Genomic DNA, 21,007 nt, shown 5'->3' on the forward strand with positions numbered 1-21,007 from the left:
GGACGAACCACACTTATGAGGGCCGCCACGCACCCATGCCGAGCGCGATGAGCCGCACCTGCAGCACCGCACGCTCCACGGTCCGCACGCTCTCCCGGGATTCGGCCATCAGGTAGTCGGCGATCCGGTCGGCGACCGTGGACACGATGAGATCCGCGGCCAGCTCCAGATCATCGGGTGACCACGCGTCCAGCGCCCGCACCCGGGACAGGTCGACCACCAATTCCCGTTCGATGAGCTGCATTTCGACCGCGATGGCCCCGCGCAGCGCGGCCGAGCCGCCGTGGCGTTCGCGAATCAGGAAGCCCCACAGATCGCGTTTGCCGTCGACCTGGTCGAAGACGAAGCGCACGGTCTGCGCCAGCGTCGGGTTGGGGGTGCGCCGCATTTCCCGTAGCGCCAAGCGCAATTGACGCACGCCCTCTTCGACCAGCGTGGTGCCGAGTTCGTCGAGTGAGGCGAAGTGCCGGTAGAACGCCGTGGGCACGATGCCGGCCGAGCGTGCGATCTCACGCAGGGACAGGGCGGCGAAGCCGCGGTCCGCGGCCAGGGCGAGGGTGCCGTCGAGTAGCGCCGCGCGGGTGCGCTCCTTGCGCTCTACTCGGGTAGCTGCCTGCTCGCTCATCTCGATCACCATACATGCGTTCACATTCGTTCCATTCGCAAAATGTCGTGTGGGTCACACGAACTGCCGGTTGAACTGGAGTGGCTTCGCCCGGCACACTATTTCAGTGTACAGATGTGCACCGAAACCGTATCGGGGTCCGGTATGACATCGAGGTCACGCCGGAGGCGCATCGACTGCGAAGAGGCGTCGCTCAGCCGGGCGACGCGACAGGAGGCTCACATGGTCGGACTACTCGACCTGGTGCAGAAGACAATGACCACCCCGCACCCGCTGGATCGCTACCTCGAGCTGGTGCGCCCGACCCTGACCCGGCGCTCGATGCGCGCCGAGATCACCCACGTGCGGCGCAGCGCGGTCGGCTCGGTCACCCTCACCCTCGAGCCCGCCCGGCAGTGGTCCGGGCACGTGGCGGGGCAATACGTGCAGATCGGTGTCGTGATCGACGGCGTCCGCCACACCCGCTGCTATTCGCCGGTCAATGCCGAGGGGCGCCGCGACCGGCACATCGAACTCACCGTCAAGGCCCACCCGCACGGCCTGGTCTCGAACCACCTGCACGAGAACGCGATTCCCGGCATGGTGGTGGACCTGGAGCCCGCCGCCGGCGTGTTCCACCTGCCCGAGTCGCGGCCCGAGCAGATCGTGCTGATCAGCGGCGGCAGCGGCATCACGCCGGTGCTGTCCATGCTGCGCACCCTCGCCAACGAGGGTTACCGCGGCCGCATCCTGTTCCTGCATTACAACCGTTCTCCGGAATGGGTGCCGCATCGCCAGGAACTCGAGGCGATCGCCATGCAGCACGGCAATGTCCGCATCGAATTCCGCTATCCGGAGACCCAGCGCGACGCCCACTTCGGCTACGACGAGCTGGAGTCCCTCGCTCCCTGGTTCCCGACCGCGCAGACCTACCTGTGCGGCCCGCCCGGCCTGATGGGCGCGGTACGCACCGTCTACGAGGCCGAACAGCTCGGCGATCGGCTGCACAGCGAGGAGTTCACCCTCACCACCGCGGTCGTGGACCCGGCCGACGCCGAGGGGAAGGTGACCTTCTCCGGCAGCGACGTGGTCGCCGAGAACACCGGTGCGAGCCTGCTCGAGCAGGCCGAATCCGCGGGCCTGAGCCCGGAGTACGGCTGCCGCATGGGCATCTGCTTCTCCTGCACGGCCGTCAAGCGCAGCGGCTGCACCCGCAACCTGCGCACCGGGGAGCTCGACGGCGACCCGGATCAGCCCATCCAGATCTGCATCAACGCCCCCGTCGGGGACGTCGACCTCGCTCTCTGACTCATTTCTGCCATCTGAACAGGAGGGATCATGGCGATCCTCACCGAAACCACCGAGGGCCCGCTGGTGCTCAGCGTCGATCAGGTCGAGGAGATCGGCCGCGAGCTCGACGCGCTGCGCGCCCGCATCACCGCGGACCTGGGCGACCGGGACCGCGAGTACATCTACCAGGTCATCAAGGCCCAGCGCGGCCTGGAGATCGCCGGTCGCGGCCTGCTCTACCTGGGCTTCCTGCCGCCGTTCTGGCTGGCGGGCGTGGCCGCGCTGAGCGCGTCGAAGATTCTCGACAATATGGAGATCGGCCACAACGTCATGCACGGCCAGTGGGACTGGATGCGTGAGCCGACCCTGAATTCCCGTGTCTTCGAATGGGATACGGTCTGCCCGGGCGACCAGTGGCGGCACTCGCACAACTACATGCACCACACCTACACCAACATCCTCGACATGGACCGCGACATCGGTTACGGCATCCTGCGCGTGGACGAGGCGCAGAGCTGGAACGTGCTGCGGCTGGGCAACCCGCTCTACGCCTTCGCGCTGATGGTCGCGTTCGAGTGGGGCGTGATGGGCCACGACCTCGAGGTCGAGAACATCGTCCGGGGCAAGAAGTCCTGGCAGGAGGTCAAGACGCTGGTCAAGGGCCAGTGGCGCAAGGCCAGCCGGCAGGTGCTCAAGGACTATGTGGTCTTCCCGGCGCTGACCGGACCGCTGTTCCTGTCCACGCTGGCGGCCAACTTCACCGCCAATATCGTGCGCAACCTGTGGACGTTCTCGATCATCTTCTGCGGCCACTTCCCGACCGGCGTACAGACGTTCACCCAGGAGGAGTGCGCCGACGAGACCCAGGGCGAGTGGTACGTGCGCCAGATGCTGGGCTCGGCCAATATCAAGGGCAGCAAGCTCTTCCACATCATGTCCGGCAACCTGTCGCACCAGATCGAGCACCACCTGTTCCCGGATCTGCCGGCCAACCGGTACCCGGAAATCGCCCCCGAGGTGAAGGCGCTGTGCGAAAAGCACGGCCTGCCCTACAACACCGGACGCTTCTCCCGGCAGATCGGTTCGGTGTGGTTGAAGCTGTTCAAGCTGGCGCTGCCGCCGTTCCTTGTCAAGAATTCAGCACAGGCCGGTGTTATCGTGATGCGCCGGGGGCAGGCGAGCGAAGTGGGCGTGTAAATGATTTCCAAATTCGAGAGCAACAAGGATCTGATCCAGGAATTGACGTCGTCGGGAGCACGACACGTCGGCAATATCGCCTCGATCATCACCGGCACCGTCGCCGAGGTGACCCGCGAGATCGGTGACTGGATCACCGACGCCATCGAGATGCGTGAGGCTGCCGCCGCTGCCGCGCAGGACGCGGCCGCCCAGCGCGCCGCGAACCTGACCGACGACCTCGACGACGAGGTCGACGAAGCCCCGGAATCCGCACCCGCACAGGACGATTCGGCGACGAAGCCGGTCAGTGGCGAGCGCTTGACCGATTCCGACGTCATCGACGCAGAGGTCATCGACCCGCGCTAGCTCTCGGGGTGCGGGGGCGAAGCCCCTGAGAGCCCCGAGAGTCGGGCTCCTCACCAGGTCGGCAGTCGCCGGCGATGCTGGGCGACCTCCGTGATCAGATCCCGATAGCCGTCGGCGAGCTCGGCGAGCCGGTACCACTGCAGGTGGGCCTCCGTGTCCACCCCGCGGCGGGGCCGGTCCTCGCTGATGCGATGCGCCACCGCGCGGTGTGTCTCCTTCTCCACCCCATGGTGGGGCCGCGCTCGCCCGTCGCCTGCTTTCGAAGCCCGCGCCGGCTCGGACTCGGTATTGCCCAGAGCCCGTTGTGCGGCAACCCATTTCGCGGCCATCCGGTCGATGACCGCGCCGAGGGTCTCGGTGTGCAACGAGGCCCCGGCGCGGTGCGGAATGTTCACCGCCACCCAGTCGTCGATGCGGGCCACCAGTTCGGCCCGGCGCTCGTCGATCCGGTCGACACGGTGGGTGCTGTCGGCGACATCGTCGGGGGTGGCGTCGGTGGCATGCGCCGTGTCCAGGGCGCGATATCGATGCTCGTGGCATCGCACCAGTTCGTGGGCTGATTCGAGGACGTCGCGATCGCGACGATCGGAGCTGACCGGTTCCCGGAAGGCGCGCAACAGCGTTGATGGCGATGGGAGCTCGGCCCCGAAACCCGCTCCGGTGTAGTCGATTGCCATGATTCCCACCCTCGGCGTCGCATGCGTGGATGCGCCAGGGCCGAGGGGGTTTCGGGGAGGGGCTCCCCTCGGCTCCGGCGCAGCCCCGCACCCGGAACGCAACAGCCCACCACCAGCGACACGGTGAAGTAACCGGGAAATCCGCGACGATGCGATGAGAAGACTGTCCGATAATGCGGGACATATTCAGGAAAGCGCGATAGTCGGAGGGGCGCAACCATCCGGCGCGTGATCGGCGAAGCTGCTTGAAAATCGTTATACAGCATTACAAGACGGTCACATGGCCGCGGCGGTTGAAGGCCGATCGACACCTCTGCGGGCGGTGTGTGAGACAGGTTCGAGGGCTGGGCTCGACCGGGGCGAGGCTTGCCGTCGACGGGTTCGGTTACCAAGGCTTATGAATAGCTATCTGTGCGGCGCGCCGAGGGCGCGACGCGCCGTAGTCCGTTAGCCTCGATATTCGTGCCCGCCTATGCGTCATCGCCGGAACTGCGATTCGGTTTCATGTTCGCGCTGGAAGACCCCGAGCGAATTGCCGAAGTCGTCCGTAATCTGATTGTTCGCCGGACGGTGTCGGTGTTCCGTCTCGCGCATCTGTCCAGCGACAACGGACCGCCCGATCGGTTTGTCGTGAACTGGGGTGCGCTGCCGCAGGTCTCCGTCACGACCGCCGCGCCGGACCCCGACGAATTACGTTCCAGCGGAACGATGCTGGTCAACGCGTTTCTGGGGGAGGACGGCGAAGTGAGCCTGTATTCGGCGGGCGCGGCGCCGCCGCAGTAGGAACTGGACGGTCCTCTCCCTGTGACGGGTCGCACAGCCCGTCTTAGCGACCTCTCAGCTACCGACAAGGTTCGCCTCAGTGTCCCTCGGCAGTGTGGGTCCGGTCGCCGAACGGAAATCCCGGACGGCGGCGTCCACTAGAGAGAGGTTGAAACATGATCCCGGTTATCATCCAGACTGGTTCCGCTGCGCTGAACGGCGTGCTGAACACCGGTAGCGCGGCCCTGGGTGGTCTGCTCAACACCCTGTGGACGGGATCCTTCGGCCGTTAATTCGCAATAGAGCGAAGGGTTTTCGGGCAATCGCCCCGGGTGCGTTCGCATCCGGGGCGATCTTTTTGTCAGACGGCCAGGGCGGGAGCCCGGCGGGCCTGGAGGATCTGCTCGAGCAGGGCCACCAGGACAAGTTTCACCGATTCACGGTCGCGGGCATCGCAATCCATGAGGTGGATGGTGGGCGAGAGGTCCAGCGCCTCGCGGACCTCGTCGAGCGCGAAGCGCGGTCCGGCCTCGAAGCGGTTGACCGCCACCACGAACGGGGTGCCGCGCTGCTCGAAGAAGTCCAGCACGGGGTAGCAGTCCTCGACGCGGCCGGTGTCGACCAGAATGACGCCGCCGAGCGCGCCGTCGAGCAGGTCGTCCCAGAGGAATTCGAATCGCTCCTGGCCGGGGGTGCCGAACAGGTAGAGCACCAGGCTGGGGTCGAGGGTGATGCGGCCGAAGTCGAGGGCCACGGTGGTGGTGGTCTTGCCGGTGGCCAGGCCCGGATCGTCCAGTCCCACCGACACTTCGGTCATGGCGGCTTCGGTGGCGAGCGGCTCGATCTCCGAGATCGCTCCGATGAAAGTGGTCTTGCCGACGCCGAATCCACCGCTGGTCACGATTTTCACCGAGGAGGCCAGCGGTACGTCGGCGGGGTCAGAGGTTCCGAACAAGGTCCCGGATCCTTTCCAGAGCAGCGGTGGAGAGTTCATCGGTCCGGCCGACCGAGACGTGTCCTTCGGATACCAGATCGCTCACCAGCACCCGCGCCACCCCGATCGGAACCCGCAGGGCCGCACCGATTTCGGCGATGGAGTGCGGGCGCTGGCACAGTCGCACCACCCGTTCCAGCTCGAACCGCAGCGGCGCGGACAGCGCCGCGGGGGTGGCGCGCACCAGGGTTTCGATGCGCAGGCCGTCGACTACCGGCGTGGTGCGCCCCGAGGTCATCATGAACGGTCGCACCACCTGTTCCTCATCGTCGGCCAATCTCGTATCTCGCGTGGGTTTTTCGGACGCGGCGGCACCGGACCAGCCGCGCGGGCGGCCGGGCGCGATCATGCGCGCGTCCGGCAACCGATGCGAATCATTCATCGGCTCAAGGACTCCCGCAATTCGGTGATCAGGGCGGGGGTCAGCAGTGCGCCGGCGCGGTCGGCCAGCACGGCCATCTGATAGCCGACCAGGCCCACATCGGCGCCGTTGTCGGCGATCACGCCGATGCAGCTGCCATTGCTCATGGCCGAGACCAGCAGGAATCCGCGCCCCATCTCGATCATGATCAGCCGCAGGCCGTCGAAATTGTAACTGCGCGAAGCACTTCGGCCCAGGCTGGTGAGCCCGGAGACGATGGCGGCGAGCCGGTCGCCCGCGGTCCGGTCCAGGCCCTGGGACATGGCCATGAGTAGTCCGTCGGAGGACACCGCCACGGCGTCGCGCACCCCGTCGGTGGTACGCACGAAGTCGGCCAGCAGCCAGTTGAAAGTGTGCGGATCGGTGTCGGTGTAGTGGGTCGTCACCCGGTGTCCTCCTATGCTGTCGATCCGGGCCGCGGCGGTTCGCCGGTCTGCCCGCGCTGATGGCCGGACCGGAATCCGGCGAGCATGCTGCGTATCTCGTCGGGGGAGCGGTCCGCGACCGGCGGGGCGGCCGGCCGTGCGGCCGCCGGTTGGGCGCCGCCCGGTGTGACGCCCGGATTCTCGCGAGTCTTCCGGTTCCGCTTGACGAGACCGTTTCGCGTACGTTGCACCTCCGGGACAGCTCCCGAAACCTCGGTCGTCGCTCCCGGTGAGCTCGCCGGAACCGGGCCCGCCGGGGGCCCTGCCGTCGGCAGCTGAATGGCGAACGAACCCGTGGTCGGCCCGCCGAAGAGACGCTCGGCGGCGGTGGCGTGCGGTGGGGCCGCCGGGGTGTGCGGCGGAGCGGTCGGGGTGGGGGTGGGCAGCGGAACGAGCTTGATCGAGTTCGGGCTCGCGGGTGCGCCATTGGCGACGTCGTCGTGGACGGGTGTCGCAGGCCGCGGGCGTTCCGTATCGCCGGAGCCGGGGGTGTGCCCCGAGCTGTGGCGGCCCGGTTTCGGGTCCGGCATGGTGTCGGCGACCGTCGGAAGCTGCGCGCCCGCAGCGTGTTTCGAATCCTCGGGCGGGGCGGGAAGTTCCGCGCCGGGGTCGCCGAGCAGGTCGCCCGGCAGCAGCAGCCGGGCCACCACGCCACTGGTGGGGGACACGGTGAGCTCGACCTCGATGCCCAGGCGCCGGGCCAGCCGGCCGACCACATAGTGGCCCAGGAAGCGGGTGGGCGCTACGAGGAAGTCGGCTTCGCCACGCAGGCGGGCATTGGCGGTACTGAGCTGGTCGGGCGGCATGCCGACGCCGTGGTCGACGATGGCGAGCATGTAGCGCGAGCCGAGCCGGCGGCCGTAGATCTCCACCTCCAGATCGGGCGGGGAGAAGGACAGCCCGTTCTCGATGAGTTCGGCCAGCATGTGCGCGACCTCGCTGACATGCGCGCCCGCGATGGAGATCTCGTCCACCCGGCGCAGCACCACCCGCCGGTAATCGTCGACCTCGGACAGGCCGGCGCGGATGACGTCGGTCAGCGGAATCGGTTTCGACCAGCGGCGCGGGCTGGACTCGCCGACCAGCACCAGCAGGCTCTCGGCATTGCGCCGCATGCGGGTGGCCAGGTGGTCGAGCTCGAAGAGGTTGGCCAGTGTGCTGGGGTCGAGCTCCTCCCGCTCGAACTCGCTGATCAGCCCGAGCTGGCGGCGCACCAGATTCTGATTGCGCCGCGCCAGGTTGGCCATGGATTCGGTGCTGTTGCGGCGCAGCCGCGCCTGCGCGGAGGCGAGTTCGTAGGCGGTGGTCTGCACCCGGTCCAAAGCCCGTGCCACGGACACGATCTCGGCACCCGCGCTCTCATCGGCGCGCACCGGTTCGGGCGGGTCCGGGTCCGCGCCCTCGGAGGTCTGCCAGGCTTCGATGAGCTGCGGCAGTCGTTTACCGGCCACCCGGTCGGCCTCCTCGGCCAGCTCGGCCAGCGGCCGCACGATCGCCCGCACGGTGGCGATCACCAGCGCCACCTCGGCGGCGATGGCCAGCAGGGCGGCCAGCACGTAGAGGGACAGGCGCAGGGCGGCGTCGCGGCGCAGTTCGCTTGCCCGGGAGGTGATCTCGCCGCCGATATTGCGCTGGACGGTACGTTCGCCGTCGATGATGGAGCTCATCTGGCGCCACCAGTCGGCGGGGTTGACCGATTCGGTGATCGGACCGCGCTCGGAGGCGAGGGCGATGGTCTCCGCGTCGCCCGCCCGCGCCGACTCGTCGGTTCGCATCGCGGTGTAGAGCTGCGAACGCTGCGCGGGTGTGGCATCGCGTTCGAAGGCCGTCACCGCGGCCTGTTTGGCCGCTCGGATATCGAGGAACTTCACGTACTCGCCCGGTGCGAACGCGCCCGCGGCGAAGACACCGTTGAGGAAGCCGCGTTCCTGACCGGTGAACTCCTTGACGTCGCCGAGCGCGTAGAGGCTCTGCAGCCCCCGCCACAGCCGGCTGTCGAGAGCGTGATCGAGGCCGGGCCGCGCCTGGTTCAGCGTGCCGATCGCATTGGTATAGAAGGTGAACGAGGCCGACCGGTCGGCGCGACCGGCGTCCACATCGGCGCGCGTGGCGGTCACTCCGGAGAACTGCTGGAGCGCGGTGCGCACCAGATCGGCGCCCGGCGGCTGCTGGTTCAGCGTGGAGTTGAGCTCCTGCAATGCGCTGTCGGTGGCCAGGCGCTGAGTGCCGAGCGCCGTGCGGGACGCGTTGTCGCCGCCGAGCAGTCCATTGGTGAGACCGCGCTCGCGCTGCACCTCGTGGACCAGGTCCTGTACCGCCAGCGCGAGATGGACCGACTGGGCGGTGTCCCCGGTGTCGCGGTAGTCGTTCACCTCGCGGGTGATGACGATCGTCAGCAGCGCCAGAACCAGCGCCACCGACAGGATCAGAATGCGGCGCAGACGAGCCCGGATAGTGCGTGGCCGGATCAATTCCATTGGCGGCGTGAGCTTTGCGTTACCTGTAGGCAACAGTTTCGCCGGACGCACTCTCACTCGGTCTCCCGTAAATCAGCTGTCGTGCCGACCCGGGCCGGGCACATGGAGAATAGTCAGCAACGTCGCACACCCGACCCCGGGCCGCAATTCGAAACAAGTCGATGTGGTGTGCGGAACTCGCCGTCGCGCGCGCTATTACAAATCTGGTCACAATGTGTGAGAAGCAGATGTGATCTTCGCGTCGCCGGGGAAACATTGGGGTGAACAACGGCTCACCGCTGTTCCGGCGGCAGCCGGAAGGAGGCCGCCGCGCTCGAGAGGAGTGACGGACATGCAGCCCAGTCCCGCTTATCCGGTGCGTGTGCGAGGAGACCTCGACCCGGGGTTGTCCCGCTGGATGTGGATAGTCAAGTGGATACTCGCCATTCCACACTATGTTGTGCTGATCTTCCTGAGCATCGCGTATCTCGTGGTGAGCATCATCGCTTTCTTCGCGATCCTCATAACCGGCTCGTATCCGAGAGGGCTCTTCGATTTCAATGTCGGCGTGCTGCGTTGGAGCTGGCGAGTGCGTTTCTACGCGCTCTCGCAACTGGGAACCGACCGCTACCCGCCGTTCAGCCTGCAACCCGATCCGGACTACCCGGCTGATCTGGAAGTCGACTATCCCGAGCAACTGAATCGCTGGATGGTCTTGATCAAGTGGTGGCTGCTGGCGATTCCGCAGTATCTGATCGTCGCCGCGTTCATGGGCGGCGGCCGCAATCAGCTGTCACTGCTGCCGATCCTGCTGATCGTCGCCGTCATCGGCCTGCTGTTCACCGGCGCGTATCCGCGGGGTCTGTACGACTTCGCCATGGGCGTCAACCGCTGGACGGTGCGGGTGCGCGCCTATGCGTCCCTGATGACCGACGCCTACCCGCCGTTCCGGCTCGATCAGGGCGCGAGGGAGCCCGACGCCGCGGCCTCGTAGAGGCGCCGCACCACGTCCTCGATATCGGGTTCCTCGATGGACAGGTCGCGGACCTCGGCGCGTGCCGAGACGGCCGTGAGCAGCTGTGCGGCAGTGGTGGTCTCGGTGTCGAAGGCCAGCCGCTGCCGCATGCCCGCGCCCTGACTGTCGAGCAGTTTGGCGCCGGGCAGGTCGGCCAGGTCGGGGGTGGGGTCGGCGAGATCGACGGTGAGCACCCGTTGCGCACCGACAGTCGCGCCGAGACCGGTCAGTGAGCCGTCGTAGACCAGCCGGCCGTGATCCACCACCAGCACCCGCTCGCACAGCCGCTCGATATCGCCCATGTCGTGGGTGGTGAGCAGCAGGGTGGTGCCGCGCTGGCTGCGCTCGTAGCGAAGGAATTCGCGTAATCGCTGCTTGGACAGCACATCCAGGCCGATGGTCGGTTCGTCGAGAATGACCAGTTCGGGCGAATGCAGCAGAGCCGCCGCGACTTCCGCGCGCATGCGCTGGCCCAGCGACAGCTGCCGGACCGGGGTGTCGAGGGTGCCGCCCATCTCCAGCTGCTCGACGAGCTCGGCGGTGCGGGTGCGCGCCGCCGCCGGGGTGAGCCGGTGGATGGCGGCCAGGATCGAGAACGATTCGCGCAGTGGCAGATCCCACCACAGCTGCGAGCGCTGCCCGAACACCACGCCGATTCGCCCGGCCAGCTCGCGGCGCTGCCGCACCGGGTCCAGCCCGCAGGTGCGCAGCCGACCGGCCGAGGGCACCAGGATGCCGGTGATCATCTTGATGGTGGTGGACTTGCCCGCCCCGTTCGCACCGATGTAGCCGACCGCCGCGCCCGGCTCGACCCCGAAGCTCATGTCGTCCACCGCGGTGAGCACCTCGCGCCGGCGCCGCCAGCCGCCCTCCTTCTTGCTCAGTACGAAAGTCCTTGTCAGGCCCTCGATATCGATGATGTCACCGTTCACCCGCCGCCTCCTTGATAGTGCCTGGTCCCGAGTCGCCACAGGAACAGCGCGGCTGCCCAGACCCACGCCGCCGCCACCGGCGCCGCCCAGGCCAGCCAGCTCGGCAGCAGGGCGGGCCCGGGCAGCCCGAGCAGCGCGATGGCGGGCAGATACGAGGTGAAGGCGACCGGAACCAGAAATCCGAACACGAGTTTCATCGGTGCCGGGAACACCGAGGTGGGTTGCATGGACGCGTACGACCCGCCGTAGGTGAAGGCGTTGGTCAGCTCCGCGCCGTCGATGAGGAAGAACTGCGCCCCGGCCGCGCACACGAAGAGCCCGGCGAAGATGGCGATTCCGGACAGCACCGTGACGGCGAACAGCACCAGGTGCGCCGGGGTCCACTGGATGTCGTTGCGTGCGAGGCCGAATGACAGCACGGTGGCGGCCACCGCGATGCGCGCCACCCGGCGCAGCTGGATATCGCTGGTCATGAGCTGCAGCAGCAGGGGTTGTGGTCGCAGGTAGAAGGCGTCCAGCTTGCCCATCCGGATGTAGGTGGGGAGCGTGTCGGCGTGCCCGACCACCATGTCGGCGATGGCGAAACAGGTGTTGCTCATGCCGAACAGCAGCAGCATGGCGTTGAGATCCAGGCCGCCCAGCCGGGGCACATTGTGGAAGATCACCCACATCTCGGCGAACTCCACCAGCCCGATCAGGAAGGCGCTCACCACATCCGCGGCGAAGGACAGCGGATAGGCGCGTTGCGCGCGCACCCGGGAACCCAGCACCGCACGGTAGGGCGTCAGCCGGGAGGGACGTGCCTCACCCACCCTGCACCTCCAGTTTGCGGCGCCCGGCCCGCAGTAGCAGCTGCCCGGCGCCCACTAGCACGACCAACCAGAAGCATTGCACGACAACGATTTCCACCGCATCCCGGCCGGCCGTGCGACCGGACAGCACATCGATGGGCCACTGCAGCATGGACGGGAAGGGCGTGGCGTAGGCAATGTCGCGCAACCACCTCGGAAACAGGTGCACCGGCGCGAACAGCCCGGCCAGGAAGGTGCCCAGGATCATGTGCAGAGCGCGCAGCCCACGGGTCTCGATGAGCCAGAACCCGGCCAGGCTGACCGCGAACATGGACAGGAACGACAGCGTCATCGCCAGCAGCAGGCTGAGGGCGCCCAGCACGTACGGTCCCGGCGTATCCGGGAACGCGAGCCCGAAGGTGAGCACGCCGACGAGAATGCTGGGTATGCCGCGCGGTAGCAGAGAGAACGCCGCCCGGCCCAGATATTCGGCCAGGTGCGCGAATTGGATGTCGATCGGCCGCAGGAAGTCGATGGCGACGTCCCCGGTGCGGATGCGCTCCACGATGTCGGGCAGCGTCCAGAAGGCGATGGCGCCCAGCAGCCCCTGCGACAGCCAGATGTAGGCGCCGATGGTCCCGCGGTCGTAGCCGCCGAATCCGCTGTTCACGCGCACGGCCGTCATGAGCACGGCCGCCCGCACGAAGCCGAACACGAGATTGGTGAACAGGCCCGCCAGCATGGCGAGCCGGTAATGCGATTGCCTGCGAAACCCTGCCTTGGCCAGCTGCCAGTAGACCCCCACGTCGCTGCGCACAAGAGGTTGACACTACGGGTGCGGTCGTTGTCGTGCAATGGAGTTGCGTGGCCCCCTCGCGCGGGACCGAGTTATGCTCGATGCCGGTTTGTTGCGGTGTGCGTCACGCGCGGAGCATCCGCGTCCGATTCGCGGGAAAACGGTTCCACGGCCTGGTTCCTGTGATAGAAACATCAGCGTTTCACTTAGTTGCGACGCTAGGACCGCTGATGACCATTGCCGACACGAACGTTTTCGAGGCTCTCGAATCCAATGTGCGTGGTTACTGCCGTTCCTGGCCGACGGTGTTCGACACCGCCAGCGGCGCCTGGCTCACCGACGAGAACGGCAAGGAATACCTCGACTTCTTCGCCGGCGCGGGCGCGCTCAACTACGGCCACAACAACCCGCTGCTCAAGCAGGCGCTGATCGACTACCTGCTCGGCGACGGCATCACCCACGCCCTGGACATGTCCACCGTCGCCAAGCGCCGGCTGCTCGAGGCCATGCGCGACCTGGTGCTCGTCCCGCGCGGGCTGGACTACAAGGTCCAGTTCCCCGGCCCGACGGGAGCCAATGCCGTCGAGGCCGCACTCAAGCTGGCGCGCAAGGTCACCGGCCGCACCACCGTCCTGAACTTCACCAACGCCTTCCACGGCATGACGCTGGGCGCGCTGTCGGTCACCGGCAATGCCGCCAAGCGCGCCGGCGCGGGCGTCCCGCTGGTGCACACCGCCCCGATGCCCTACGACGGTTATCTGGATGAGCCCGAGGACTTCTCGTGGATGCGCCGCGCCCTCGACGACAGCTCGTCGGGGCTGGACAAGCCCGCCGCGGTCATCGTCGAGACCGTGCAGGGCGAGGGCGGGATCAATGTGGCCCGCGCCGAATGGCTGCGGCAGCTGTCCGAATTGTGCTCGGCCCGTGGCATTCTGCTCATCGTCGACGACGTGCAGATGGGCTGCGGCCGCACCGGCCCGTTCTTCTCCTTCGAGGTCGCGGGCATCACCCCCGATATCGTCGCGCTCTCGAAGTCGATCGGCGGCTACGGCCTGCCGATGGCGCTGGTGCTCATGCGCCGGGACCTGGACCAGTGGGCGCCCGGTGAGCACAACGGCACCTTCCGCGGCAACAACGCCGCCTTCGTCACCGCCGAGGTCGCGCTGCGCCACTACTGGTCCGACGACCGCCTGCAGCTCGCCACCCTGGCCAAGGGTGCGCGCGTGCACGAGCACCTGGTCGCGCTGACCGAATCCTTCACCGGCATCTCCACCCGCGGCCGCGGCCTGGTGCACGGCCTGGTCTTCGAGGACGCCTCGCAGGCCGAGAAGGTCTGCCAGGTCGCCTTCGAGCACGGCCTGCTGGTCGAAACCTCCGGCGCCAACGACGAAGTCGTGAAGCTGCTCCCACCCCTGACCGTCAGCGATGACGAGATCACCCACGGCCTGGGCATTCTCACCCGCGTTGTGGAAGTTCTCCGCGAAGCCCACTGGACTCCGACCACCCCCCACACCGGTGCCGACCTTGTCCCGGGTCCCCAGCTGCGGAGGGAACCCGGCACCACCTATTTCCATGTCGTGAAATGCTGCTGGAACCAGGCGAGCAGGGCCGCGTCGTTCTTGGGCGCACCCGAGGCGCACTTCTGCCGATTCCGGACCGCGAACGCGGCGGAAGGAGCCGACCGCCCCGCCGTCCTAGGTGAGCGACTCGTCGGAGACCGACTGCGCGATCCCGAAATCCACCAGGTAGACGAAGCCCTCATGGGTGACAAGGATGTTGTCCGGCTTCACGTCCCGGTGCAGCAGCTCGTCCCGATGCGCGGCGTCCAGCGCGGCGGCGACCTGCTCGACCACCGCGACCGCGTCCTCCGGCGTGCCCGGCCCGTGCCGGTGCAGCAGTGAGCGCAGGCTGTCGCCGTCCACCTGTGGCAGCTGGGGCGGGGGCAAGCCCAGAATCACGCGGATTACAACCGGTGACCGGGCGGAGCCGGACCGGCAGGGTCGGGGTGTGGCGGACGAAGGCCCGCGGCCGCCACCGTCCCCGTCCCCGTTCGCCCGAGGTGCTGTCGTGTCCGCAATTGCCGTGCAGGCCAGGCCCATTACCGGCCGGCCACGCCTGCCGAGCGTCTCCGTGCTGGCGCGCTTCGTCGCGCCGGTGCTGCTGGTGGTGGTCTGGCAGATTGCCGGCGCGACCGGCGTACTGCCCGAGCGGCTGCTCGCCTCCCCGGTGACCGTCGTGCAGACGGCCGTCGACCTGATCAAGGACGGCACGCTCACCAAGGCCGTGTCGGTGTCGCTGCAGCGAGCCGCGCTGGGCTTCGTCATCGGCGCGGTGGCCGGCATCGGGCTGGCCCTGCTGGCCGGGCTGAGCCGGGCCGGGGAGTACCTGGTCGACCCGCTCATGCAGATGCTGCGGACGCTGCCGTTCTACGGCCTGATCCCGCTGTTCATCCTGTGGTTCGGGATCGGGGAGCTGCCCAAGATCGTGCTGGTCGCCTTCGGGGTGGCGATTCCCCTGTACCTCAACACCTTCGCGGGTATCCGCGGCGTGGACGGCAAGCTGGCCGAGCTGGCCCGGGTGCAGCGGCTGAGCCGGGCGGGCCTGATCCGCCACATCGTGCTGCCGGGCGCGCTGCCGCAGACACTGGTCGGCCTGCGTCAGTCGCTGGGCGTGGCCTGGCTGGCGCTCATTGTCGCCGAGCAGGTCAATGCCGACGCGGGTCTGGGTTTCATGATCAACGACGCCCGCGAGTTCCTGCGTACCGACGTGATCGTGGTCGGCCTGCTCGTCTACAGCGTGCTCGGACTGCTCACCGACGCGCTCGTTCGTTCCATCGAGAGGAGAGCGCTGTCATGGCGACGCAGCTTCCTGGCACCCTGACCGATTCGGTGATCGCGGCGACGCTGGCCGAACTGGAGGAGACGGCGGCGGCCCCGGTAGCGGCCGATTCCCCGGTGGTGCGAATTCGGGGTCTGGTCAAGGACTTCGGCGAACGCCGGGTCCTGCACGGACTGGATCTGGACATCCGCCCCGGCGAGTTCGTGGCCTTGCTCGGGCGCAGCGGCTCCGGTAAATCCACCCTGCTGCGGGCACTGGCGGGCCTGGACGACGAGACCGGCGGCGAGCTCACCGTGTCCGGCGAGGTCGCGGTCGCCTTCCAGGAACCGCGCCTGGTGCCGTGGAAACGCGTGCGCGACAACGTGACTCTCGGACTGCGCCACGAAAACCCCAGGGCCGCCGCCGCAGCCGCGCTGGCCGAGGTGGGCCTGGCGGCCCGCGGCGAGGCCTGGCCGCTGACCCTCTCCGGCGGTGAGGCGCAGCGGGCCTCACTGGCCCGCGCTCTGGTCCGGGAGCCGGAGCTGCTGCTGCTCGACGAACCCTTCAGCGCCCTGGATGCCCTGACCCGCATCACGATTCACGGCCTGGTACTGGACCTCTGGGCCCGGCATCGGCCCGGCGTGCTGCTGGTCACCCACGACGTGGACGAGGCGGTGCTGCTGGCCGATCGCGCCCTGGTACTCGACGGCGGCCGCATCGCCCGCGAGATCCCCATCGACCTGCCGCGTCCGCGCCGGCGCGACCATCCCGAATTCCTGGCCCTGCGTACGGCATTGCTCGCCGAGCTGGGTGTCACCCCGGAAGGAACCACCGAATGAGATCCAAGCGCCTGTTCGCCGCCCTGGCGGTCGCCACGGCCCTCGTCAGCGCGGCGTGCTCGTCGGGCAATGACGACACCAAGGGCGTGAACGCGGACGGATCGGTGGACCTGTCACAGGTGACCCTGCACATCGGTGATCAGAAAGGTCTTGCGCTGCAAGCCCTGCTGGAGGTCTCCGGCGAGGGCAAGGGACTCCCGTACAAGGTCGAATGGGCCACCTTCACCGCCGGACCGCCCCTGCTCGAGGCCATCAATGCCGGATCCATCGACTTCGGCGGCGTCGGCGACGCCCCGCCGGTGTTCGCGGCGGCGGCCAAGTCCCAGATCAAGATCATCGGTTCCTACGACTCCGGGGCGGCCGGGAACGGTCTGGTGGTGCCCAAGGACTCGTCGATCAAGGATCCGAAGGACCTGCGCGGCAAGAAGATCGCGGTCACCAAGGGCAGCTCCGCGCACTACCACCTGCTGTCGGTACTGACCAAGGCCGGGCTCACCTTCTCCGATATCGAACCGCAGTACCTGCAACCCGCCGACGCGCTCGCCGCGCTGTCCACCGGGCGGGTGGACGCCTGGACGGTCTGGGATCCCTATGTGGCCCAGGCCGAACTGAGCGGCAATCGGGTACTGGTGGACGGCACCGGCTACGTGAAGCCGGACAGCTTCTTCGTCACGGGCTCGAAGACGTTGCAGAACAAGGCGAATGCGGCCGCGGTCCGGGACCTGCTGTTGCGCATCCAGCGTGCGCACGGGTGGATCACCGGGCATCGGGAGGACTGGGCCAAACAGTCGGCCGCCATCACCGGGGTGCCCTACGACGTCACGCTCCTGGCCGTGAACCGCGCCAACTACCAGGATCACCCGCTCGATGACGCGACGATCGCCGCGGAACAGCAAGTGGCCGACGGTTTCTCCGACGCCAAGCTGATTCCGGGCAAGGTCCGGATCGCCGACTTCATCGACACCCGCTACAACGACCGATTCACCTCCTAGGAGTCCCCGCATGAGCTTGTCGTTCCACTGGTTCCTGCCCACCTCCGGCGACTCCCGCGGCCTGGTGGCCGGCGGGCACGGCACCCCGATGTCGGGTGACCGCCCGGCCTCGCTGCACTACCTGAACCAGATCGCCGCGGCCGCCGAGACCAACGGCTTCGAGGCCGTGCTCACCCCCACCGGCTCCTGGTGCGAGGACGCCTGGCTCACCACCGCCATGCTGGTCGAGACCACCGAGACGCTGAAATTCCTGGTGGCCCTGCGCCCGGGCCTGATGAGCCCCACCCTGGCCGCGCAGATGGCGGGCACCTTCCAACGGCATTCCGCGGGACGGCTCTTCATCAATGTGGTGACCGGCGGCGAACCGCTGGAGCAGGCGGCCTACGGCGACTTCGCCGACAAGGAGGCCCGGTACGCCCGGACGGGAGAGTTCCTGGATGTGGTGCGGTCGCTGTGGAACTCGCACGAGCCGGTCACGTTCCGCGGCGAGCACATTCACGTCGAGAACGCGCTGTTGAGCAATCGGCCCGATCCGGTGCCGCCGGTGTTCTTCGGCGGCTCCTCGGCCCCGGCGGGACCCGTCGCGGCCCGGTACGCCGACACCTATCTCACCTGGGGTGAACCGGTGCTGGCGGTCAGCCGCAAGCTCGACTGGATCCGCGGGCTGGCCGTGGACCACGGCCGCAAGCTGGACTACGGCCTGCGCATCCACGTCATCACCCGCGACACCTCCGAGGAGGCGTGGGCGGTGGCCGACAAGCTGCTGGCCGGGATCGACCCGGCCGATATCGAGCGCGTCCAGAACGCCCTGGCCAACAGCGAATCCGAGGGGCAGCGCCGGATGTCGGAGCTGCACAACGGCAGCACCGACCGGCTCGAGATCGCCCCGAACCTGTGGGCGGGTGTGGGCCTGGTGCGCGGTGGCGCGGGCACCGCGCTGGTCGGCTCGCACGCGGAGGTGGCCGAACGCCTCGTCGAATACTCGAAGGCCGGCATCTCCCACTTCGTGCTCTCCGGCTACCCGCACCTGGAGGAGGCCTACTGGTTCGGCGAGGGCGTGCTGCCGATCCTGGAGCGAAAGGGCCTGTGGCAGCGCCCGATCCGCCGCCCGGCCGTTCCCGTCTCGACCCCGTTCGCCAACGCGTCCAGCAGCTAGACCCGAAGTAGCCGGGCCCGGCCGCAGCACCCCGAGGGCGCGGCGGCCGGTGAGTACGTGCCGTGAGTAATTCGGCGGAAGCGGCAGCGGGACAGGTCTTCCTACGCTTCGGGCAGCACCCACCGCGGGTGACTCCGAGAGGAGAAGACCATGTCCTATATCCACATCAGCCACACGCCCGGCGTCGGTTTGCAGCGGTACCGGGAGGTGCACGAGGCGCTGGGGCCCGAGCCCCTGGCGGGCAACCTGCTGCACATCGTCGGCGAACTGGACGGCACCCTGCACATCGTGGACGTCTGGGAATCCGCCGCCGCGGCCGACAGATTCGCCGCCGAACGGCTCTTCCCGGCCTTCGAGCGCACCGGCATCGCACCCGGCCCGGACGCCACCATCGAGGCCTTCGAGGGCGAGATCACCGACCGGCGCGGGTAGCGGTCGGTGATCCGCATTCCGGGCGGAGAGGCGTGGCGTGCGAGTAACGTGCGGTCCGGAGGTATCCGTGTCGACCGAGTTCATCGGGCGCGAGCGCGAGCTCGCCGACCTGTGCCGGCGATGGGAGCAGGCGGCGCACGGCACGCCGCGGCTGATCATCTGCCGCGGCGAGGCGGGCATCGGCAAGACCCGCCTGGCCAGTGAACTCACGACCTGGGTCCGAATGCGGGGTGGCCGCACGCTCTGGGCACGGGCGCTCGAAGCTCGGGATGCTCCGCCGTTCGGGCTGTGGCGGCAGGCTTTCGACGCAGCCGAGCCCGATATCGAGGATCCCGCGACCGGCCGGACGCGGCTCTTCGACGGGTTCGCGGACCGGCTCGCCGGGGACGAGCCCGTTCTGCTGGTGCTCGACGACATCCACTGGGCCGACGAGCCGTCGCTGCTGGCGCTGCAGCACATCGTGCGGGGCTGGCGCGAGCAGCGAATCCTGGTGTGCGCCAACGCCCGTGACACCTCCGCCGACGCCGAGGCGGGCTGGCGGGCCGTGGCGCCGGAACTGCTGCGGGAACCGGTGACCGACGTCCTGGACCTGACCGGGCTGTCCCACGGCAGCTCCGCAGCCTGCCTGAGCGCGGCTGCCGAACGTGCCGTGCCCGAACGCATTACCGCCGCCGCCTACCGGATGAGCGGTGGAAACCCCTTCTATCTGAGGGAACTCGGGCGGGGCCTGCGCGGCGCCGCCGGCGACGAGCTGCGCCTGCCCGCCACGCTGCGGGAAGTGGTGCGCGGCCGCCTCGCCACCGCGCCACCCCGCGCCCAGGAAATGTTGCGGGCGGCCGCCATCCTCGATGACGCCTTCCCCGTCGCGATCGCCGCGCGGCGGCCCGGCACCGAGCTGTGGGGCCGGCTCTGGGCCATCGACAATCAATGGGAGAGCGGCGATCTGACCGCGGTCGAGACGGAACTGTCGCGGCTGCGGTGGTGTGCGCGGCACACCGGGGGACCCATGGCCACCTGGCACGTGCTGCTCACCGAGGCCACGCTGGCCCAGGCCCAGGCCCGGGCCCGGTTCGACGATGCGCTGCGGGTGGCGGGGCACGCGCGGGAACTGGCCGAATCCCTGGGCCATCCGGCCGGATTCGGCGCCTACCGATCGCTGCTCGGCACCATCGGCCACCACCGCGGCTATCCGGACGAGGCATTCGAAATTCCGCCTGCCGCCCAGCGCGGCGAGGTCCGCAACCAGCTGTTCGCCGTGCTGGGTCCCGCGTTCCCCCTGGCGGAGAGCGGACGTCTCGACGACGCGGCGGGGCTGTACCGCGGCCTCGGACCGCCACCGGACTGGGACATTCCGCCGTTCTTCCGGCTGATCGTCATGACCGTCGGCGGATCCATCGCGCTGGCGCTCGGGTACACCACCCATATCGCGTGGTTCGCCGACCAGCTGCGGCCCTACCGCGATCGGCACGTCGTCAGCGGTGCGGGCAATGCGCACTACTTCGGCCCGGTGCCGCTCTGGCTCGGTAAATTCGCCGCCGCACTGGGTGATTCGGCAGCCTCGGAACGCGAGTTGCGGACCGCGCTGGAGATCTGCCGGGACATCGGCGCCCAGGGTTTCGTGGTCGAGGCGAGCACTGATCTGGCCGCGGTGCTGCTGGCGGGCGGGGCGACCGAGGAGGCGCTGGCACTGGCGAAAGCCGCGCTGCCGCAGGCCGACTCGATCGGCATGCCGCCGTGGACGGACCGACTGCGGAGCATTGCCGCCGAGGCGTCCGCGCGGGCGGTGCTGTCCCCACGCGAGCGGGAGGTGGCGCAGCTGGTCGCCGCGGGGCTGAGCAATCGCGAGATCGCCACCGCCCTGGTGCTGTCCGAGCGCACTGCGCAGAACCATGTGCAGCACATCCTCACCAAACTCGGCTTCACCAATCGCGCGCAGATCGTGGCCTGGGTGAACCACGCCGACCGTGGCCGGGGTGAACAGGGAGGATCGCGGCCTCGATGAACAGGGCTCGGAGACGTCGGAATTCACCCTGTCGTAGTGCGACCGTCGACCGCGTCTGACA

Annotated in this window: 20 protein-coding genes and 2 pseudogenes; 12 read left to right on the plus strand and 10 right to left on the minus strand. The window is 68.4% G+C overall.

All coding sequences use genetic code 11. From position 1 onward, the window contains the following. Positions 1 to 13 precede the first annotated feature (13 nt). Positions 14 to 625, minus strand: coding sequence for a TetR family transcriptional regulator (locus ACFXN1_RS29285; RefSeq protein ID WP_379436952.1), 612 nt, complete (start codon positions 623 to 625; stop codon positions 14 to 16). 222 nt (positions 626 to 847) lie between these two features. Here ACFXN1_RS29285 and ACFXN1_RS29290 point away from each other — a divergent pair, with 222 nt between their 5' ends. From ACFXN1_RS29290 to ACFXN1_RS29300, 3 genes are read left to right on the plus strand one after another with little or no spacing between them, the layout of a single operon-like run. Further along, positions 848 to 1,912 (plus strand): ferredoxin reductase, encoded by a 1,065-nt coding sequence (locus ACFXN1_RS29290; RefSeq protein WP_379436953.1) that lies wholly within the window; start codon positions 848 to 850, stop codon positions 1,910 to 1,912. Between the two features lie 30 nt (positions 1,913 to 1,942). Continuing rightward, positions 1,943 to 3,091: a fatty acid desaturase family protein gene (locus ACFXN1_RS29295; protein WP_379436955.1), complete on the plus strand. Its 1,149-nt coding sequence runs from the start codon at positions 1,943 to 1,945 to the stop codon at positions 3,089 to 3,091. Further along, on the plus strand, positions 3,092 to 3,439 hold the full coding sequence (locus tag ACFXN1_RS29300) for a hypothetical protein (protein ID WP_379436956.1): 348 nt from the start codon (positions 3,092 to 3,094) through the stop codon (positions 3,437 to 3,439). It begins immediately after the preceding gene. Positions 3,440 to 3,489: 50 nt separating this feature from the next. Here ACFXN1_RS29300 and ACFXN1_RS29305 read toward each other — a convergent pair whose 3' ends face one another. After that, complete coding sequence (locus ACFXN1_RS29305) at positions 3,490 to 4,116, minus strand: DUF4254 domain-containing protein (protein ID WP_379436958.1); 627 nt, start codon at positions 4,114 to 4,116, stop codon at positions 3,490 to 3,492. 462 nt (positions 4,117 to 4,578) lie between these two features. Between ACFXN1_RS29305 and ACFXN1_RS29310 the strand changes: the two genes are divergently transcribed. Next, positions 4,579 to 4,899: a hypothetical protein gene (locus ACFXN1_RS29310; RefSeq protein ID WP_379400928.1), complete on the plus strand. Its 321-nt coding sequence runs from the start codon at positions 4,579 to 4,581 to the stop codon at positions 4,897 to 4,899. Between the two features lie 340 nt (positions 4,900 to 5,239). Here the strand turns inward: ACFXN1_RS29310 and ACFXN1_RS29315 are convergent, their stop codons facing one another. The 4 genes from ACFXN1_RS29315 to ACFXN1_RS29330 are packed head-to-tail and all read right to left on the minus strand — an operon-like array spanning position 5,240 to position 9,195. Beyond that, the gene (locus ACFXN1_RS29315) at positions 5,240 to 5,800 is read right to left on the minus strand and encodes an ATP/GTP-binding protein (protein WP_354835302.1); all 561 of its coding nucleotides are present in this window, start codon (positions 5,798 to 5,800) and stop codon (positions 5,240 to 5,242) included. Between the two features lie 16 nt (positions 5,801 to 5,816). Continuing rightward, positions 5,817 to 6,254, minus strand: coding sequence for a DUF742 domain-containing protein (locus ACFXN1_RS29320; protein WP_379382751.1), 438 nt, complete (start codon positions 6,252 to 6,254; stop codon positions 5,817 to 5,819). Further along, positions 6,251 to 6,679 carry a roadblock/LC7 domain-containing protein gene (locus tag ACFXN1_RS29325; RefSeq protein WP_379400929.1) on the minus strand — a complete coding sequence of 143 codons (429 nt, stop codon included), beginning with the start codon at positions 6,677 to 6,679 and terminating at the stop codon, positions 6,251 to 6,253. The genes ACFXN1_RS29320 and ACFXN1_RS29325 overlap by 4 nt, the downstream gene beginning before the upstream one ends. Before the next feature lie 11 nt (positions 6,680 to 6,690). After that, positions 6,691 to 9,195: a nitrate- and nitrite sensing domain-containing protein gene (locus ACFXN1_RS29330; RefSeq protein ID WP_379463715.1), complete on the minus strand. Its 2,505-nt coding sequence runs from the start codon at positions 9,193 to 9,195 to the stop codon at positions 6,691 to 6,693. Positions 9,196 to 9,526: 331 nt separating this feature from the next. Between ACFXN1_RS29330 and ACFXN1_RS29335 the strand changes: the two genes are divergently transcribed. After that, the gene (locus tag ACFXN1_RS29335) at positions 9,527 to 10,168 is read left to right on the plus strand and encodes a DUF4389 domain-containing protein (protein WP_379442591.1); all 642 of its coding nucleotides are present in this window, start codon (positions 9,527 to 9,529) and stop codon (positions 10,166 to 10,168) included. On the opposite strand, the gene ACFXN1_RS29340 is transcribed toward ACFXN1_RS29335, so the two are convergent. From ACFXN1_RS29340 to ACFXN1_RS29350, 3 genes are all read right to left on the minus strand, one after another. Beyond that, positions 10,132 to 11,013, minus strand: coding sequence for an ATP-binding cassette domain-containing protein (locus tag ACFXN1_RS29340; RefSeq protein ID WP_379442631.1), 882 nt, complete (start codon positions 11,011 to 11,013; stop codon positions 10,132 to 10,134). The genes ACFXN1_RS29335 and ACFXN1_RS29340 overlap by 37 nt on opposite strands. Positions 11,014 to 11,117: 104 nt before the next feature. Further along, positions 11,118 to 11,933, minus strand: coding sequence for an ABC transporter permease (locus ACFXN1_RS29345; RefSeq protein ID WP_379442593.1), 816 nt, complete (start codon positions 11,931 to 11,933; stop codon positions 11,118 to 11,120). Next, a complete protein-coding gene (locus ACFXN1_RS29350; protein ID WP_379442595.1) occupies positions 11,926 to 12,729 on the minus strand; it encodes an ABC transporter permease in 804 nt (267 codons plus the stop codon). The genes ACFXN1_RS29345 and ACFXN1_RS29350 overlap by 8 nt, the downstream gene beginning before the upstream one ends. 209 nt (positions 12,730 to 12,938) lie before the next feature. On the opposite strand from ACFXN1_RS29350, the pseudogene ectB reads away from it, so the two are divergent. Continuing rightward, positions 12,939 to 14,186, plus strand: a pseudogene (gene ectB / locus ACFXN1_RS29355) (diaminobutyrate--2-oxoglutarate transaminase); the annotation flags it as partial. Positions 14,187 to 14,405: 219 nt separating this feature from the next. On the opposite strand, the pseudogene ACFXN1_RS29360 reads toward ectB, so the two are convergent. Further along, positions 14,406 to 14,642, minus strand: a pseudogene (locus ACFXN1_RS29360) (protein kinase); the annotation flags it as partial. A gap of 133 nt (positions 14,643 to 14,775) precedes the next feature. Between ACFXN1_RS29360 and ACFXN1_RS29365 the strand changes: the two are divergent. The 6 genes from ACFXN1_RS29365 to ACFXN1_RS29390 all read left to right on the plus strand — a co-directional run bounded on the left by ACFXN1_RS29365 (position 14,776) and on the right by ACFXN1_RS29390 (position 20,946). Next, the gene (locus tag ACFXN1_RS29365) at positions 14,776 to 15,588 is read left to right on the plus strand and encodes an ABC transporter permease (RefSeq protein WP_379442597.1); all 813 of its coding nucleotides are present in this window, start codon (positions 14,776 to 14,778) and stop codon (positions 15,586 to 15,588) included. After that, entirely contained in the window at positions 15,561 to 16,364 is an 804-nt protein-coding gene (locus ACFXN1_RS29370) for an ABC transporter ATP-binding protein (RefSeq protein WP_379442599.1), read from the plus strand. Before ACFXN1_RS29365 ends, ACFXN1_RS29370 begins: the two co-directional genes overlap by 28 nt. After that, positions 16,361 to 17,356 carry an ABC transporter substrate-binding protein gene (locus tag ACFXN1_RS29375; protein WP_379442600.1) on the plus strand — a complete coding sequence of 332 codons (996 nt, stop codon included), beginning with the start codon at positions 16,361 to 16,363 and terminating at the stop codon, positions 17,354 to 17,356. Before ACFXN1_RS29370 ends, ACFXN1_RS29375 begins: the two co-directional genes overlap by 4 nt. Before the next feature lie 10 nt (positions 17,357 to 17,366). Continuing rightward, a complete protein-coding gene (locus ACFXN1_RS29380) occupies positions 17,367 to 18,512 on the plus strand; it encodes an LLM class flavin-dependent oxidoreductase (protein ID WP_379442601.1) in 1,146 nt (381 codons plus the stop codon). 150 nt (positions 18,513 to 18,662) lie between these two features. Then, a complete protein-coding gene (locus ACFXN1_RS29385; RefSeq protein WP_379442603.1) occupies positions 18,663 to 18,944 on the plus strand; it encodes a hypothetical protein in 282 nt (93 codons plus the stop codon). Between the two features lie 67 nt (positions 18,945 to 19,011). Beyond that, positions 19,012 to 20,946, plus strand: coding sequence for an AAA family ATPase (locus ACFXN1_RS29390; protein WP_379442604.1), 1,935 nt, complete (start codon positions 19,012 to 19,014; stop codon positions 20,944 to 20,946). The last annotated feature ends 61 nt before the right edge of the window (positions 20,947 to 21,007 follow it).

This window comes from Nocardia sp. NPDC059154, assembly GCF_042755705.1.
In the GTDB taxonomy this organism is placed as follows: domain Bacteria; phylum Actinomycetota; class Actinomycetes; order Mycobacteriales; family Mycobacteriaceae; genus Nocardia.